This is a genomic window from Nocardia abscessus NBRC 100374 (genome assembly GCF_000308455.1).
Classification (GTDB): Bacteria; Actinomycetota; Actinomycetes; order Mycobacteriales; family Mycobacteriaceae; genus Nocardia; species Nocardia abscessus.
In genome coordinates this window covers 1-15,820 of record NZ_BAFP01000015.1, presented here as the reverse complement: position 1 = coordinate 15,820, position 15,820 = coordinate 1, and the positions used below count along the sequence as shown (strand labels likewise).

Genomic DNA, 15,820 nt, shown 5'->3' with positions numbered 1-15,820 from the left:
CGGCCGAACCGGTGCCACCGACCACAGCCGAACCGGTGCCCAGCGCGGCCGAACCGGTGCCACCGACCACAGCCGAACCGGTGCCCAGCGCGGCCGAACCGGTGCCACCGACCACAGCCGAACCGGTGCCCAGCGCGGCCGAACCGGTGCCACCGACCACAGCGGAACCAGTACCGAGCGCGACACCCAGACCGGCCGAGCCGGAACCGAGGGCGAGCGCCAGTCCAGCGGACCCCGAACCGAGCACCACACCGAGACCGGCCGAACCAGATCCGAGCACCACACCGAGACCGGCCGAACCGGAACCGAGCACCACACCCAGCCCGGCGGAACCGGCGGCGGAACCGGCAGCCGCCGAACCCGCGGCGGCCGAACCGGTCCCGGTGACCGGGTCGGCCGAGTCGGCTGAATCCGCGCTGATCTCGGATCGCTGCCCTGGCACCGTCAGCGGGTACCAGGCATCGCCGCTGTCGTAGGGCGGCGGAGCGGGGTCGGCGACGCACGAGGGGCAGGGGGATTGCGCATCGGCGGAGGCCGCACCACCGAGCAGGGCCGATCCCGCGACAGCGCAGGCTGCTGCCAGCACATGGAATGCGCGACCTACCGCCATGCGCCGAGCCTTCCCCTCATCAGTCGAAGCGCAGTTCTGTGCCCGGTCGCCCTCCCACACGGGACTTTCCAAAACGGATGGGTGCCCATACTAGACCCCGGCCCGCGAACGCGCCCCGAAAGGGGCGAAGCCGATCAGGCCCCGTACACCGGCTCCGGCGCAGGCGCCTTGGCGATCAGATCGGCCACCACCGGGCCGAGCTCGGCCGGCTCCCAGCGCGCCCCGCGATCGACGGCCACCCCGTGCCGCCAACCGTCGGCCAGCGCCACCTTGCCGCCCTCGACCTCGAACACCCGCCCGGTCACGGCCGCCGACTGCGCGCTGCCCAACCACACGACCAGCGGAGACACGTTCTCCGGCGCCATCGCGTCGAAGCCGTTCTCCGGCTTGGCCATCATGTCCGCGAACACCGTCTCGGTCATCCTGGTGCGCGCGGACGGGGCGATCGCGTTCACCGTCACGCCGTAGCGGGCGAACTCGGCGGCGGCGGTGAGCGTCAGGCCCGCGATGCCCGCCTTGGCCGCGCCGTAATTGCCCTGACCGACGCTGCCCTGCAGACCGGCGCCGGAGCTGGTGTTGATGATCCGGCCATCCACCGGGCGGCCCGCCTTGGCCTCCGCGCGCCAGTATTCGATCGCGTGCCGCATGGTGGCGAAGTGGCCCTTCAAGTGCACGCGGACCACCGCGTCCCACTCGTCCTCGCTCAGGTTGACCAGCATCCGGTCGCGCACGAAACCGGCGTTGTTGACCAGCACGTCCAACCTGCCGAAGGTGTCGACGGCCTGGCGGACGAGCCTGCGAGCGCCTTCCCAGTCGGCGACGTCGTCGCCGTTGGTCACGGCCTGGCCGCCGAGCGCCTCGATCTCCGCGACCACCTGCGCGGCAGGCGTTTCCGCGGTGGCCGCGCCGTCCAGCGTCGAACCGATGTCGTTGACCACCACGCGGGCGCCCGCCGCGGCGAACGCGAGGGCGTGCGCCCGGCCGATGCCACGGCCCGCGCCGGTGACGATGACGACGCGTCCGGCGCAGATCTGCTCGGTGTCCATACTGTGTCCCTTTCCGATGTGAGCGGGCCCTCCATGGTCACGCTCCGCTGCCGCCTCCGGGCCTGATCGCTCATGCCCGGTGTCGCTTTCCGATATGAGCGGGGCTCTCCGTGCTCACGCTCCACCCCACCGCTCCTACCTGGTTCTTCTTCGTCCCCGGCGCGTTCAGGACTGCTGGTCGGCAGTGGACGCGGCGAGGAAGGCGGGCCGCTCGCCGCCGCCGTGCACCAGCAGGGTCGCGCCGCTGACGTAGGCGGCCAGCGGGGAGGCCAGGAACACCGCACAGCGGCCGACGTCGTCAGGGCGGGCCATGCGGCCGAGCGGAATGGTCCGGCCCACCGCGTCGACGCCGTCCTGATCGCCGTAGTGCAACTGGCTCAGCTCGGTATCCACTGGGCCGACCACCAGCGAGTTCACCCGCACTTTCGGGGCCCACTCGACGGCGAGCGAGCCGGTGAGACTGTCCATCCCCGCCTTGGCCGCACCGTAGGCCGCGGTCCCCGGCGATGGGCGGTGCCCGCTGACGCTGGAGACGTTCACGATCGAGCCGCCCTCGTCCTGCCGCTGCATCACCGCGTTGGCGGCCTGCGCCATCAGCAGCGGAGCGAGCAGGTTCAGCTCGACGATCTTGGTGTGGAAGTTCTTGCTCGCTTCGGCGGCGAGCGCGAAAGGAGCGCCACCGGCGTTGTTGACCAGATGGTCGAGGCGGCCGTGGCGCTCGGTGATCGTGTCGACCAGCGCATGCACCGCGTCCGCGTCCCGCACATCGCAGGGCAGGTAGTCGATCGCGCGCCCGTCGACTTCGACCGGCGCGTCGGCCGGTCGCCGCGCGCACGCCACGACGGTCGCGCCCGCGGCCAGGAATGCCTTGCTCACGCCCGCGCCGACGCCGCGCACACCGCCCGTCACCAGAACGACGCGCCCGGCCAGATCGATTTCGAGTGCCACCGTGCTAACCTACCAAGCAACTGCTTGCTTTGCCAATGCGCTGGTACACACGATGGGACTTGCCATGGGGATCAACCGCCACTCCGAATCGACCGGCATCAGCGTGGTCACCGTCGACTATCCGCCGGTCAACGCCATCCCTACCGACGGCTGGTTCGCCATCGCCGACGAAGTGCGCGCGGCGGGCCGTGATCCGGACACCAAGGTGGTGGTGTTGCGCGCGGAGAACCGCGGGTTCAACGCGGGTGTGGACATCAAGGAGATCCAGAGCAAGCCCGGCCACCAGGCGCTGATCGACGCCAACCACGGCTGCTTCGAGGCGTTCGCCGCGGTGTACGACTGCCAGGTACCGGTGATCGCGGTGGTGCAAGGCTTCTGCCTGGGCGGTGGTATCGGGTTGGTGGGCAACGCGGACGTCGTGATCGCCTCCGACGACGCCACCTTCGGACTGCCCGAGGTCGACCGCGGCGCGCTCGGCGCGGCGACGCACCTCGCACGGCTGGTGCCCCAGCACCTGATGCGCGCGCTGTTCTACACCGCGAGCACCATCACCGCGCAGCAGTTGCACCACTACGGTTCGGTCTACCAGGTGGTGCCGCGCGCCGAACTCGACGCCGCCGCCTTGGAGCTGGCCAAGAACATCGCGGCGAAGGACGGCCGGGTGATCAGGGCGGCCAAGCGGGCCCTGAACGGCATCGACGTGCAGGACGTGCACCGCAGCTACCGGTACGAGCAGGGATTCACCTTCGAACTCAACCTCGCCGGCGTCGCCGACGAGATCCGCGCCCGGTTCGACGACGACCTCGCGGCGCGCAAGAGCGGGCAGTGAGACGCGGCGCGAACGACGGGCCCGGAGACGGCAGCGTGTGTGACCACGGAGGGCCCCGAGAGCGCCGCCAACCAGGAGAGGAAACACCCATGCGAGACAAGCGGATGTCGCTCGACGAGGTCGTCGGCGAGCTGCGCAGCGGGATGACGATCGGCATCGGCGGCTGGGGGTCGCGGCGCAAGCCGATGGCGCTGGTGCGGGCCATCTTGCGTTCGGACATCACGGACCTGACCGTGGTGAGCTACGGCGGGCCCGACCTCGGGCTGCTGTGCTCGGCGGGCAAGGTGCGCAAGGCGTACTACGGATTCGTGTCGCTGGATTCTGCGCCGTTCTACGACCCGTGGTTCGCCGCGGCGCGCACCTCCGGCAAGCTGGCTGCCCGCGAGATGGACGAGGGCATGCTCAAATGCGGGCTGGAGGCGGCCGCGGCGCGACTGCCGTTCCTGCCGATCCGCGCCGGGCTCGGCTCCGACGTGCCGAACTTCTGGGAGGGCGAGCTGAAGACGATCGAATCGCCCTACCCGGTCGACGGCACACCCGAGACTCTGATCGCCATGCCCGCGCTGAATCTCGACGCGGCGCTGGTGCACCTCAACCTCGGCGACGCGCACGGCAATGCCGCCTACACCGGCGTCGACCCGTACTTCGACGACCTGTTCTGTCTTGCCGCGCAGCGCCGCTACGTCTCGGTGGAGCGGGTGGTGGAGACCGACGAACTGGTGAAAACCGTTCCGCTGCAAGCGCTGCTGCTCAACCGCATGATGGTGGACGGCGTGGTCGAGGCCCCCAACGGCGCGCACTTCACCCTGGCCGGCGACGACTACGGCCGGGACGAGAAGTTCCAGAAGCACTACGTGGCAGCTGCGAAGACGCCGGAAACGTGGCAGCAATTCGTCGACACCTACCTGGCCGGCTCCGAGGAGCAGTACCAGGCCGCCGTCCGCCGATTCGCCGAGGAGGCGTGATGACCACTACCGAGACCGTCACCCGCGCCGAGATCTGCGCGGTCGCCTGCGCGGAGATCTTCAGCGGCGCGGGAGAGATCATGGCCAGCCCGATGTCGCCGATGTCGATCATCGGCGCGCGTCTGGCCAAGCTCACCACCGAACCGGACCTGCTGCTGTCCGACGGCGAGGCGCTGCTGCTCGCCGAGACTCCCCCGCTGGGCGGCAAAGCGCCGATCGAAGGCTGGATTCCGTTCCGGAAGGTCTTCGACGTGGTGGCCTCCGGGCGGCGGCACGTGGTGATGGGGGCCAACCAGATCGACCGGTTCGGCAACCAGAACCTGTCGGCGTTCGGCTCGTTGCGGCAGCCGACCCGTCAGATGTTCGGTTCGCGTGGCGCTCCGGGCAATACGATCAACCACGCCACCAGTTACTGGGTCGCGCGGCACACGAAGCGGGTGTTCACCGACAAGGTCGACATCGTCTGCGGTGTGGGATACGACAAGGTCGACCAGGCCGACCCGGCCTACCGCTTCCATCACCTGCACCGCGTGGTGACCAACCTGGGCGTCTTCGATTTCGAAGGTCCCGGGCACACCATGCGCGCCCGCAGCCTGCACCCCGGCGTCACCGCCGACGAGGTCGCGGAGAACACCTCGTTCGAGATCGCCGGTCTCGCCGAGGCGGGCGAGACTCGGCAGCCGACCGCCGAGGAGCTGCGGCTGATCCGGGAGGTGCTCGATCCCAAGAAGATTCGCGAAACCGAGGTCCCGTCATGAGCCCACGCCTGCGCACCGCGCTGACCGATCTGGTCGGCGTCGAGCACCCGATCGTGCAGACCGGCATGGGCTGGGTCGCGGGCCCGAGCCTGGTGTCGGCCACCGCCGAGGCGGGCGGCCTCGGCATTCTCGCTTCGGCGACCATGACTTTCGCGGAGCTGGAAGCGGCCATCGCGAAGACCAAAGCGCACACCGCGAAACCGTTCGGGGTGAACATCCGCGCCGACGCCGCGGACGCCCCGGAGCGGATCGACCTGCTGATCCGGGAGAAGGTGGCGGTCGCGTCGTTCGCGCTGGCCCCCAAACAGGATTTGATCGCGAAGCTGAAAGACGCGGGCGTGGTGGTCATCCCGTCCATCGGCGCGGCCAAGCACGCGGTCAAAGTCGCGTCTTGGGGCGCGGACGCGGTGATCGTGCAGGGCGGGGAGGGCGGCGGGCACACCGGCCCGGTGGCCACCACCCTGCTGCTGCCCTCCGTACTCGACGCGGTGGACATTCCCGTGGTGGCGGCGGGCGGGTTCTTCGACGGGCGCGGCCTGGCCGCCGCGCTGGCCTACGGCGCGGCGGGCGTGGCGATGGGCACCCGGTTCCTGCTCACCCAGGAGAGCACCGTTCCCGACGCCGTCAAGCAGGAGTACCTGCAACGACAGCTCCAGGACACGGTGGTGTCGCTCAAGGTCGACGGCATGCCGCACCGCGTGCTGAACACCGAACTGGTGCAGCGGCTGGAGCATTCGGGGCGCTGGCGGGGGCTCACCGCCGCCGTCGGCAACGCGGCCCGGTTCAAGAGCATGACCGGCATGAAGTGGTCCACCATGGTCCGCGACGGCCTGGCCATGCGAAAGACCAAGGACCTCAGTTGGTCCCAGGTCGTGATGGCCGCGAACACGCCGATGCTGCTGCGCGCCGGATTGGTCGAGGGCAACACCGAGGCGGGTGTGCTCGCCGCGGGGCAGGTCACGGGCATCATCGATGACTTGCCCACGTGCAAGGAGCTGATCGAGCGGATCGTCACCGACGCGGTGGCGCGGATCGAGACGATCTCGACGCTCGCAGGCAACCCGGCCCCGGCGGCGCGGTCCGAATGAGGAAACGGCGGCCTCCGGTTCAAACGGTGGCCGCCGTTATCGCTATCGGAAACGACCACCCGCTATCGGGACGACCGCGGGCGGGCATCAGTGCCCCGCGACCGGAGCTTCGACCCGGCGGAATCCGACCCGGCCGGTGCCGTTACGGTCGACCGCGACCGCCCATAACGGCTTATTTGCCGCCTGGCTTTGAGGTCCGCACTCAGCGGCCTACGCTGGACTGACAACGACATACCGGGTTCGCCTGGTATCCGTCGCCGTCGCGCGCCGGTTCGTCCCGCTCGGGTCGAGACAGGTGAATCGCCGGACTCGATCCCTGTCCCCTCCCCTCGAGCGGAGGCCGCGATGCCCGCGACGAACGAAATCTCCGTGCGTAGTTCCGCTTTCAACGATGGCGACCCGATCCCGGTGGTCTACACCTGCAATGGCAGAAATGAGCCGCCGCCGCTGACTTGGACAGCTCCCCCACAAGCCGCCCACCTCGCGCTGATCGTGGACGACCCGGACGCCCCCAGCGGCCTGTTCACCCACTGGGTGGTCAGCAATATCCCGCCGACCACCACGTCCACCGACCAGGGGCAGACCCCGGCGGGCGGGCTGGTCAGCCTGAACAGCGCGAACCGAGCCGAATACTTCGGACCCTGCCCACCCGCCGGTACCGGCGTCCACCACTACCGATTCATCGTGTACGCGCTCTCGCGCCCCGTCCAGGTGGACACGGACACCCCACCGGATGAGGCACGATCCGCGATAGTCGACGCGAGCCTCGGCGACGGACAACTGGTCGGCACCTATACCACCGACCGGTGAAAGTTTTGAAGCGGTCGCCGCGCCGGACTTATCGGATCGATCAACGCGGTCGCTCGTGCCCGTGACTCATCGGTGCGTCGCCGGAACACGCCGGGCCAGAATGTGAAACCAATTGGCGCACAAGACATCGTCTAACGATGTCACCGGACGAGCGGACACGAAGGAAAAGTCGAAGACCGAACAAACTCGCCTCGTCCGTTGCCCAAACGAAACCGTCCTCGGACGATCATCACGACGTGGTCTACTTCCGGCGCCGCATAGATGGAACGGTTCCTGCTCGTGAATATCTTCGGGCGCTACCTGCCGGGGTTCGCGCGAAGTTCAATGCACGACTGATCGCCGTCGCCCAAGCGCCGCCCAAAAGGTTCGCCGGCGGCGGCTACTGGGAAGCCATGCACGGGAACATGACCGGATGGTTCGAACTCCGCTGCGACGGTCCTGATCGCACCCACCACCGTCTCTACTGCCGACTGGACTACGAGGCCCAAGATGTCGACAAGCCGTTGCTGGTCATCATCACCGGCCTCAGTAAGCCGTTTCGAACGATCCTTTCCGAAAGCGACTACGCCCAAGTCCGCTCTTTGGGAACCGAGTACTTCGCAGAGAATCCGCGCTCTATCTCCTAGTCGCGATCGAACTGCTCTACCGCATCCTTCAGTTCAGCGAGGTCGTCCACCTTGCCGGAAACCAGCGCGGTCGAGAGGGCTTTGCCGCCGGAGCCGAGCGGCTCCAGCGTCAACCGGAGACCCAGGGCAGCCGCCAGTTCCGACACCGTGCGCAGTGTGGGATTCACCGAACCGGCGCCGAGCAAGCGCCGCGCCGCCGCCGGTTCCATCGCGGCCGCACGCGCCAGTTCCGCCTTCGACAAGCTCGCGGCGGCCCGCGCGTCGTCGAGTGCGTTGATGATTGCGTCGACGGTCTTGACTCGGATCGATTCCAACACGAACTCACGGAGGAACTCCGGGTCCTGCAAGTCATCGGCCAAGTCGTCCCAGAACACGCTCTCGCCACTCATCGCGCTCACCTCCCACACGTCCATATGAGCGTACCATATATGTTACGCTTCGCGAATAACCGCCGGTGCCGCCCGGCCGAATCCCGCGCAAGCTGAATTGTCAGCAGGACGTGGCATGCGACCGACAGGCCGCGTACGACTACGCGAGATAGTCGGGACTCAGATGGTTGCCTCGTCGGCCAGGCGTTGCAGGTAGGTGGCGAATTGGTGGCGGTCGCGGGGGCTCCAGGTGGCGGTGAGTCGGTCGAAGCAGCGGCGTTGCCAGTCGTGGGAGGCGGTTAGGAGGTCGTGGCCGTCGTCGGTGAGGCTCAGGACTACGCGGCGGCGGTCGTGGGCGGAGTCGGTTCGGGTCAGGTAGCCGGATGTGACGGCGTCGCGGACCATGCGGCTGGCTCCGGAATGGTCGAGGCCGAGCTGGGTGGCGACGGTGGTGACGGTGGCTTCCTCGGCGGTGCGCAGCGTGGCCGCCACGGCTTCGACGACTTGGACGTGTTGAGCCTGGCGCATGTCGTGGTCCGGTTCCGCCGGTACGCCGGTCAGCGCTTGGTTGATCCAGCGGCGGGACCAGAAACGGACCAGTCGAAAGAGCGCGGGTCCGCCGTCGACCTCGGGAACGTCGGCGCTGGAGCGGTTCACGGCCGCCAACCTACCAGCACTCGCGTGCGGACACGGCTCGACATTACGTGCGATACGCACATATATTTGTGTGCGTATCGCATGCAAATGAACGGAGGGCGCCATGTCCATCGTCCTGAATCACACGATCGTGCCTGCGGCCGACAAACAGGTCGCGGCGAGTTTCTTCGCCGAGTTACTGGGGCTGGAGGTGGCGGCTCCGGCGGGGCCGTTCGCGCCGGTGCGGGTCAACGAAGACCTGACCTTCGACTTCGATCATCGCGGGCAGGTCGAGCCCGGCCACTACGCGTTCCTGGTCGATGACGAAACCTTCGACGCGGTGTTGGAACGCCTATCGGAATGGGCTGGCGTCGACTACGGGTCCGGCCCGGAGTACGGCTGGGACCGGCAGATCAATCGCCTCGGCGGAGGACGAGGAGTCTATGTGCGCGACCCCAATGGGCACAGCTATGAACTGTTCACCGCGGTGCCGTGAGCTGAGCCCCCGCGCCAACTGTCGACAGAAAGCCGATGCCCCGGAGCCGTACGGGTTCCGGGGCATCGTTGATCAACCACATTCACGCGTGGCCGCCTCAAGCGTCTACTCGCTTGACTTCCCCGCGTGCAAGTCCGCCGTGAACGCGTCCCACTCACCGGCGGTGAAGACGAGCGCGGGACCGGTCGGGTTCTTGGAGTCCCGCACGCCGACGTGGTCTCCGTCCAGGAAAGCGACTTCGACACAGTCAGCCTGTGTAGCGCTGTGGCTGCTTTTGAACCATTGAACCCTCACCACTTCGGCTCCCACACCAAACCCCCTTAGCTCGGCACACTTACAGCGGAACGCACCCACTATTGCTGCGGCGTGTCCCCAGCGACGAAGCTCGCAGCGAAGGCGTCCCAGACATCAGGCTGGAACACAAGCATAGGACCGGCCGGGGCCTTGGAGTCCCGCACGCCGACGTGGCCATCATCGAGGAAGGCGACTTCGACACAGTCGGAATGAGTCGCGCTGTGGCTGCTTTTGAACCAGTTGGCCTCAGATAGATCGGCAGTCATGCTGAGAACTCCTTCGCTACCTGGCGGAGCAGGCTCCTGCTGTCCGCTTCATCCAGCGCCGCCCGCCGGAGACTGTCATGCACCCGATCGTACCGCTGCACGTCATCTGGTTTTTCGAGGTACATACAGCCCGTGAAGGTCTCCAGATAGACGACTGGAGGGGACACCGCAACGCCCTTGAGGTTCTTGTCGAACTCCAGAATCGCGAACTGACCCACAGGATCACCAACCGGCGCCCCAGCCATGAACGGCAGAATTCGGACTGTCACATTGGGCAGCTTCCCGACCTCAGCTAAGTGATGCAGCTGAGGTGCCATAACTTTTGGCCCTCCCACGGCACTTCTCAGCACTGACTCATGCAGCACCACATCGAGCGCAAGAGGTTGATACTTTCTGGTGATCATTGTTTGACGCTTCGTACGCAGTTCGACCCGGCGGTCGTGCTCGGCAGTGCTCTCCGTGGGCTTCCCCACGCGGATGAGAGCACGAGCATAGTCAGGAGTCTGGAGTAGGCCGTGCACCAGCGATGGCTGGTACACGGCCAGCCTCCGTGCCGCCGTCTCCAGCCCTACGTACACGTCGAAGTTAGCCGGTATCAATGTGCCGTATTCGTGCCACCAGCTCTTAGCAGTACCGTGCAGAAAGAGTCCTACCAGGGCTTTGGACATCTGATCGGACAATTCCAAGGCTTCGCAAAGCGCGTGAATGTCACGCACTTTCAGCCGCGTAGCCTCTCCCTTCTCGAGGCGTTGCAGCACCGACGAACTCAAGTCCGTCAGCTCTGCGAGCTTTTCCAGCGACAGATTGAGCGCGGTTCGCGCGTCACGCAGGTAGTGACCGAGTTGACGCCTCGGCAGGGTAGAGCCGGTGTCACGCTCGTCCATGAAATCCCCTCTCTTCGTGCGGCTTCAACCCGTACTGGGTGGTGGCGGCCACCCAGTACGGGGATTGCTCTGGACATTCGGGCCAGCTCGACTGGGAGGCCGAATATTCCGACTTTGCGCAGGTCAATGATGTTTTGCTCAATGCGCGCCCAGGAGGGGGGCCACCCCGATTTCCCACCACGCCCCCCGCCCCTGGGTTCTGCCGACTTCCAGGGCTGGGCGCACCCTAGCTCACCGACTCGCGCAGAGGTCTGGAAATGAACCAATCGGAGTTCGGGGATACGCCCGTGTCCCGCTGCCGGTACTACCGGCAGGTGTGCGGCCTGCCCGCGATCATCGACCCACCCGAGTTGGGCCGCATCGTCATTCGGGCCGGAATCGTCTGGGCGCTGATGATGCCCGCCCATTTGGGACAGCTCGTGAAGATCGATCTACAGCGCCGCGGGCACGGTATCGGCCCGATTATGTCCCACCCACGCTCACATAGGTGGAGCTATTTGGTGCGGCCTGATCTGCCCAATGACGACCGTTTGTTCGCAGAGATGTTCCGCTTGGACGTCTCCGTGGTGCGCGTCGGCGGAGAGATCGCGCTACCGTCCCCCACCGACAAGTGCGCCCGCTTCCGCCACTGGATCGAGCCCCCGTGCGGCGCGTACCGCCCCTCTGGGCAGTTGATCCTCGCATCCATCCGTCACCTGACCAGGGAAACGTCCGCGCCCCATCTGCGCCGACCCGATTCCGGCTCCTCGCAGCCCATACCGAAGCATCAAGGGGAAAGGGCGTGAGCGCGTGAGAACTTCGCTCTGCGGCCTCGCCCTTTCGCAGGTTCACCAGCCCGCAACCGGCGGAGTGCGGTGACCCAGATGGAACCCTTCCCCGGTAAGCACCGCATCTTGGCCGCCTGCCGTGGCGACGCCCACGACGACCACCCCGTGCTGAGTGCGGCACGGGACCTCGCCGCACTGCACGAACGCCGCCTCTCCGCAGGACCCGAACAAGCCGAGTCGATCGATCAATGCCGCACCCGCCTGGTCCGAGACATCGACCGGTGGGTCACCGCCCGACTACGACCGTCTCTCGGCGCGGCACGAGTTCACACCGAAACCGTTGGCTCGGTGGTCGATCGCCTCGCGCAGTACACCGCATACGCCTACGCCGCACTCGCGAGCAGCTCCACGCAGTCTCTCGGCGACGCATGGGAGCAACTGGCAGAACTGGCTGTCGGCTACGAAGATTTGACGGACGAAGTGGGGACAGGACACCGCCGTCTACCGGGCGGGCCATAGCGCGACACCGGCCACGCCGTGGTCAACCTTTTCCCCTATACGTGGCTACGGCGTCGAGCGGGTCGGCGGAGCCCCTACTTGAGCCACCTAGCTCGAGGCGCTACGACGGCGCGTGGATATAGGCGTGTACGCGCTGCCGTGCTGAGGGTGTAAGACGATCACCGTTGCACACGATCGTGGCTGGTGAGGTGCGGTGCACGACTTCACAATTGTGATGGCGTGAATCAGCACCGAACTGGTTGCGACCATGGGGACGGGGCCAGTAGCGTCGATCTCAGCTTGCAGGGGGCGGAGAAGCCGGTCCGACCCCCGTCGATGCGGTACGGCACCGGCGGTGAGGAACCGATGACGAGCTGGGGGAAAGTTCTGCGCGGTGCCGCGCTCGCGGTCGGTGCCACTCTTGTTGTCGTCGGATGCGACGACTCCACGGACTCGCCCTCGGCGACCACGACCACTGCTGTGGCGGCACCCTCCTCATCAGCATCAATGTCGGCCGACCCCGACGCCGCCCTGTGGGATCCGTGCACGTTGCCGGACTCGGCAATCTCCGGCACCGGCCTCAACCAGGCGACCAAAGAGAAGGATGTCGCCGGTGTGGACTTCACCGGGTGGAAGGTCTGCGGCTGGCAGGCGGCGGCGCGATGGTACGACCTCGGCGTCCTATCCGGAGCATTCGCTTTGGACGAAGTTCGTCAACGTCAGGACAAGGAGTCGTTCACTCCCTTGACCGTGGGCTCGCATCGCGCACTGCAATACCTGGACGTCGGTGACAGCAAGCGACTCAAATGCAGTATCGCGGTCGAAAACGCGCACGGAACGGTCATCTTCAAGGTGACGACACGTTATTCGATCGGCAAACAAGGCGAACCGTGCCAGGAGGCAGGTCGTCACGCCGACGACCTGGTGCGTTACCTGCCCACGAACTGAGGAGGGGCGATGGCCGTAGGGGTCGATCCGGCAGAATGGCGCAGACTGCTGGACCAGGCGAACGCTGGTGAGCTGATGCTGCATCCGGATGTCGGCAAAGGTCTGGATACAGCTTGTGATGACTACCTCGATCGTCTCGACGACATCATGCGAATGACCGACAGGGTCATTGACGTCACCGGGTTCGGCCCGTTCCCGTCCGGTGTTGCGCTACAAGAGAAGTTCAAGCTGAAATCAAGCGGAACCGAGCAATCCTTGGACGCCGTCCTCATGCAACACATCGACGCCGTGAAGATCGCGAAAGAAGTTGTCGCCAAAGCCATCGCGAACTTCGTGGAGCTGGACCAGTCCAGGGCTGACCAGTTCACCGGTCTGGACGCCACCCCATGACCTACGAGGAGTACCGCGCCCGGATCATCGCCGCGCAGGAGCAGTGGAATCGGGAGCGCGACACGATCTACGACTTCACCAGTCGGTTGGGTTCGTCGTTTCAGGGGGAATACGAGCCGCCGCGGATTCCGGGGCCGGACAACTACGACAGTATGACGTTGGCGCAGATGGTCGATGCCGTGAACGCGATGCGGCCGGGGACGGTGCGGGAGGCGTCCGAGGCGTGGCTGAATATCGGGATGAATCTGACCGGTGCGATTCAGGCGTTCAACGAGCAGTTCGGCCGCACCGTGACCGGCGACGGCACCAATCCGGGCTGGACGGGGCAATCCGGCAAGGCGGCCGCTGACGCGGTCACGAACTACCGGAACCAGTCGGGGAATCTGGCCGATGCCGCGGCCCTGGTGAGTTTCAAACTGTCCGAGATGCATACCGGCCTCGAGCAGACGCAGGCGTTGATGCCGCAGGCCACCGAACGCCCGGAACTGACGGGTAAGACATTGCCGCAGGACGGCGTCATGAAGGCGGGCGATTACACCGAGGAGGAAGCCACGCAGGAGGCGCGGCGGATCCTGCGCACGGTGTACGGGCAGGTGGCCACTCAGACCGACCACGGCGTGCCCGTGCTTCCGACAGCTCCGCAGATCGTGGCGGATTCCGGACCGCAGCCGGGTACGGCGTCATCAGGTACATCGAATTCCGCTGGACCACAGGCAACCTCCGCCTCCGACACTTCCGAAGCCGCGCAACCGGAGTCCACCGAACAGTCCGACGGCGACCGGCAGCAATCGCCCGAGACGGACCCGGCCGCCACCACGCCGCAGGCGGTCACCCCGGCGGGCGCGGACCAGCCGACCAGCGTGCAGCAGACCACCTCGAATACACCGTCGACCGCACCGAGCAGCACCAATACGCCGGCCCCTGCCCTCAACACCACAGCTCCGACAGCACCGGGCCGACCCAGTACGACGCGCCCGAACACGCCCCTACGTCCCACCACCCCGAACGTTCCCGGCACCCCGAATGCCACCGGCACTCCTGCACCGGGTCGCAATATCCCGGCCGTTCCGCAGCAGCCGAGCGTGGTTCCGGCCGCAACGGGCCACCCGGCCGCTCGAACCGGCGCGGCAGGCATGTCCGGCATGGCACCGGGTATGGCGGCGCGCGGCAAGGACGACGAGCGGGAGGCCTCGGGCGTCAAGGACTACCTGATCAATCAGCACAACGGCGAGGAACTCACGGGTCTGGACTCCTTGCCGAAATCGGTTCCTCCGGTCATCGGTGGAGACAACCCGAATGGCTGACTGGCGATTCACCGGGCAGGAATTCGAGATCCTCTGGACCGCCTATGGTCGCGACCGCCTGCCCTACCCGCTGCAATACCGGCCGGAGGAGATGGATTTCGCCGACCTGAAGCGTCAGCGCGAGGCGGCGGTCGACGCGCTACTCGGTCGATACGCAGTCGACCTGGAACGCGCGCTCGACGTATTGCTGGAACCGGAGGTCCGCGTCGAGTCCAAAGGGATGGGTGGCCCGGACATGTCGATCGTCTTCCGTTTCCACGGGGCCGTGCGCGGGAGCATCGGCGCCACTCTGGTCCAGCTTCCCGGTACGGCGCCGGACACCGGCGGCGACGTGATCGTGAGTTATTGCGCCGCGCAACGAGTCGCCGCGAAAGCGGTTGCCGCGCTGCCCAAGATGCCGGCGGGCACGCACCCACCGATCGAAGTGCGCCGGGAAGAAGTGACCGCCGACCGGGAACGGCCGGTCCGCAAGCCGTACGAGATCGGCGTCGTCGCGCAGTTGGACCGGATCTTCAAACGCGAACGCCTCGGCCTCGGTGAGATCACCGTACTCGCGGGCCCAGCCGTCGATGCCCGCCCGGGTTTCGGACGCGGGTTCTGGTGGATGGACTACGCGGACGGCCGCTACTACGTCAAGACCGGCGACCCCATCGTCGCCAAGCCCCTCGAACCCGCTGCCATGGCAGCCGAGATCAACCGCCTCGCCGCCCTGACCCAGCGCTACTACCGCGAAGACCGCGAACACGACGAGTATCTGCGCTCACAGCGATAGGACTTTCCGAACAAAACGGGTGTGCGTCACGGCGGAATGTCGACCTTGTCACGACGGCGATCAGGGCGCGGCGAGCCCGAGAAACCGAGTTCGCGCCGGTGCTAACTTCGCGCTGCTCCACCAACGAAACCGATCACCAGGGAGGTTTGGTAGTGGGAAAGTCATCCGTTCGAACCGCCGTGACGGTAGCGGCGGTCGCCGCGGGCGCGTTGACCGTGGGACTCGTCGCGCACCCCGCCGCGAGCGAGACGATCGGCGGCGGGCCGGTCGCGTATCTGGCACAGGACGAAACGCAGGGACAACCCTCCGACGCGAGTAACGCCGACAAAGGCGAAGGCAAGGGAAAAGGAAAGGGGAAGGGCAAAGGAAAAGGTAAAGGCAAGGGAAAAGGTAAAGGCGAAGGAGGCGAGGGGAAGCCCGCCGCCCGCGCCGACGAGGACACGAACTCGTCCGGAAGTCCGGCCGCCAGCGGCGACGAGGAAACGGACTCGTCGGCAGGAAACACCGCCCGCGGCGA

At 66.7% G+C, this 15,820-nt stretch carries 22 protein-coding genes; 14 read left to right on the top strand and 8 right to left on the bottom strand.

What is annotated here, in order from left to right; genetic code table 11:
- From ON19_RS38650 to ON19_RS02970, 3 genes are all read right to left on the bottom strand, one after another.
- On the bottom strand, positions 1–610 hold a 610-nt coding region (locus ON19_RS38650), incomplete at its 3' end, for a hypothetical protein (RefSeq protein WP_218006367.1).
- Positions 611–744: 134 nt separating this feature from the next.
- The gene (locus tag ON19_RS02975; protein ID WP_043686292.1) at positions 745–1,656 is read right to left on the bottom strand and encodes an SDR family oxidoreductase; all 912 of its coding nucleotides are present in this window, start codon (positions 1,654–1,656) and stop codon (positions 745–747) included.
- A gap of 165 nt (positions 1,657–1,821) precedes the next feature.
- Positions 1,822–2,604 (bottom strand): SDR family oxidoreductase, encoded by a 783-nt coding sequence (locus tag ON19_RS02970; protein WP_043686289.1) that lies wholly within the window; start codon positions 2,602–2,604, stop codon positions 1,822–1,824.
- A 64-nt stretch (positions 2,605–2,668) separates the two neighbouring features.
- Here ON19_RS02970 and ON19_RS02965 point away from each other — a divergent pair, with 64 nt between their 5' ends.
- The 6 genes from ON19_RS02965 to ON19_RS02940 all read left to right on the top strand — a co-directional run bounded on the left by ON19_RS02965 (position 2,669) and on the right by ON19_RS02940 (position 7,680).
- Entirely contained in the window at positions 2,669–3,433 is a 765-nt protein-coding gene (locus tag ON19_RS02965; protein ID WP_043686286.1) for an enoyl-CoA hydratase family protein, read from the top strand.
- Positions 3,434–3,522: 89 nt separating this feature from the next.
- The gene (locus ON19_RS02960; RefSeq protein WP_218006366.1) at positions 3,523–4,398 is read left to right on the top strand and encodes a CoA transferase subunit A; all 876 of its coding nucleotides are present in this window, start codon (positions 3,523–3,525) and stop codon (positions 4,396–4,398) included.
- Positions 4,398–5,156: a CoA-transferase subunit beta gene (locus tag ON19_RS02955; protein ID WP_043686284.1), complete on the top strand. Its 759-nt coding sequence runs from the start codon at positions 4,398–4,400 to the stop codon at positions 5,154–5,156. The genes ON19_RS02960 and ON19_RS02955 overlap by 1 nt, the downstream gene beginning before the upstream one ends.
- Positions 5,153–6,244 (top strand): NAD(P)H-dependent flavin oxidoreductase, encoded by a 1,092-nt coding sequence (locus ON19_RS02950; protein WP_043686281.1) that lies wholly within the window; start codon positions 5,153–5,155, stop codon positions 6,242–6,244. Before ON19_RS02955 ends, ON19_RS02950 begins: the two co-directional genes overlap by 4 nt.
- Positions 6,245–6,613: 369 nt before the next feature.
- Entirely contained in the window at positions 6,614–7,054 is a 441-nt protein-coding gene (locus ON19_RS02945) for a YbhB/YbcL family Raf kinase inhibitor-like protein (RefSeq protein WP_227954584.1), read from the top strand.
- A gap of 137 nt (positions 7,055–7,191) precedes the next feature.
- The gene (locus ON19_RS02940) at positions 7,192–7,680 is read left to right on the top strand and encodes a hypothetical protein (RefSeq protein WP_043686278.1); all 489 of its coding nucleotides are present in this window, start codon (positions 7,192–7,194) and stop codon (positions 7,678–7,680) included.
- On the opposite strand, the gene ON19_RS02935 is transcribed toward ON19_RS02940, so the two are convergent.
- The gene (locus tag ON19_RS02935) at positions 7,677–8,069 is read right to left on the bottom strand and encodes an XRE family transcriptional regulator (RefSeq protein ID WP_174377660.1); all 393 of its coding nucleotides are present in this window, start codon (positions 8,067–8,069) and stop codon (positions 7,677–7,679) included. The two genes, ON19_RS02940 and ON19_RS02935, sit on opposite strands and share 4 nt — an antisense overlap.
- Before the next feature lie 159 nt (positions 8,070–8,228).
- Positions 8,229–8,705 carry a MarR family winged helix-turn-helix transcriptional regulator gene (locus ON19_RS02930; RefSeq protein ID WP_051168475.1) on the bottom strand — a complete coding sequence of 159 codons (477 nt, stop codon included), beginning with the start codon at positions 8,703–8,705 and terminating at the stop codon, positions 8,229–8,231.
- Between the two features lie 103 nt (positions 8,706–8,808).
- Between ON19_RS02930 and ON19_RS02925 the strand changes: the two genes are divergently transcribed.
- Positions 8,809–9,180, top strand: a complete 372-nt coding sequence (locus tag ON19_RS02925; protein WP_043686275.1) for a VOC family protein — start codon at positions 8,809–8,811, stop codon at positions 9,178–9,180.
- Positions 9,181–9,285: 105 nt separating this feature from the next.
- Here ON19_RS02925 and ON19_RS02920 read toward each other — a convergent pair whose 3' ends face one another.
- Genes ON19_RS02920 through ON19_RS02910 form a run of 3 tightly spaced genes read right to left on the bottom strand, consistent with a single transcriptional unit; the run spans position 9,286 to position 10,624 of the window.
- Positions 9,286–9,474, bottom strand: a complete 189-nt coding sequence (locus ON19_RS02920) for a DUF397 domain-containing protein (RefSeq protein ID WP_306307022.1) — start codon at positions 9,472–9,474, stop codon at positions 9,286–9,288.
- A gap of 59 nt (positions 9,475–9,533) precedes the next feature.
- A complete protein-coding gene (locus ON19_RS02915) occupies positions 9,534–9,740 on the bottom strand; it encodes a DUF397 domain-containing protein (RefSeq protein WP_043686261.1) in 207 nt (68 codons plus the stop codon).
- Positions 9,737–10,624 carry a helix-turn-helix domain-containing protein gene (locus tag ON19_RS02910; RefSeq protein ID WP_043686257.1) on the bottom strand — a complete coding sequence of 296 codons (888 nt, stop codon included), beginning with the start codon at positions 10,622–10,624 and terminating at the stop codon, positions 9,737–9,739. Before ON19_RS02910 ends, ON19_RS02915 begins: the two co-directional genes overlap by 4 nt.
- A gap of 257 nt (positions 10,625–10,881) precedes the next feature.
- Between ON19_RS02910 and ON19_RS02905 the strand changes: the two genes are divergently transcribed.
- From ON19_RS02905 to ON19_RS02875, 7 genes are all read left to right on the top strand, one after another.
- A complete protein-coding gene (locus ON19_RS02905; RefSeq protein ID WP_063709380.1) occupies positions 10,882–11,409 on the top strand; it encodes a hypothetical protein in 528 nt (175 codons plus the stop codon).
- Between the two features lie 78 nt (positions 11,410–11,487).
- Entirely contained in the window at positions 11,488–11,910 is a 423-nt protein-coding gene (locus ON19_RS02900) for a DUF4254 domain-containing protein (protein WP_043686299.1), read from the top strand.
- A 345-nt stretch (positions 11,911–12,255) separates the two neighbouring features.
- Positions 12,256–12,837: a DUF3558 domain-containing protein gene (locus tag ON19_RS02895; protein ID WP_083899105.1), complete on the top strand. Its 582-nt coding sequence runs from the start codon at positions 12,256–12,258 to the stop codon at positions 12,835–12,837.
- 9 nt (positions 12,838–12,846) lie between these two features.
- Positions 12,847–13,227, top strand: a complete 381-nt coding sequence (locus ON19_RS38645; protein ID WP_051168472.1) for a hypothetical protein — start codon at positions 12,847–12,849, stop codon at positions 13,225–13,227.
- Positions 13,224–14,531, top strand: coding sequence for a hypothetical protein (locus ON19_RS02885; RefSeq protein WP_043686251.1), 1,308 nt, complete (start codon positions 13,224–13,226; stop codon positions 14,529–14,531). The genes ON19_RS38645 and ON19_RS02885 overlap by 4 nt, the downstream gene beginning before the upstream one ends.
- Positions 14,524–15,303, top strand: a complete 780-nt coding sequence (locus ON19_RS02880; protein ID WP_043686248.1) for an ESX secretion-associated protein EspG — start codon at positions 14,524–14,526, stop codon at positions 15,301–15,303. Before ON19_RS02885 ends, ON19_RS02880 begins: the two co-directional genes overlap by 8 nt.
- A gap of 152 nt (positions 15,304–15,455) precedes the next feature.
- A partial coding sequence (locus tag ON19_RS02875) for a hypothetical protein (RefSeq protein ID WP_176569438.1) occupies positions 15,456–15,820 on the top strand: 365 nt, incomplete at its 3' end.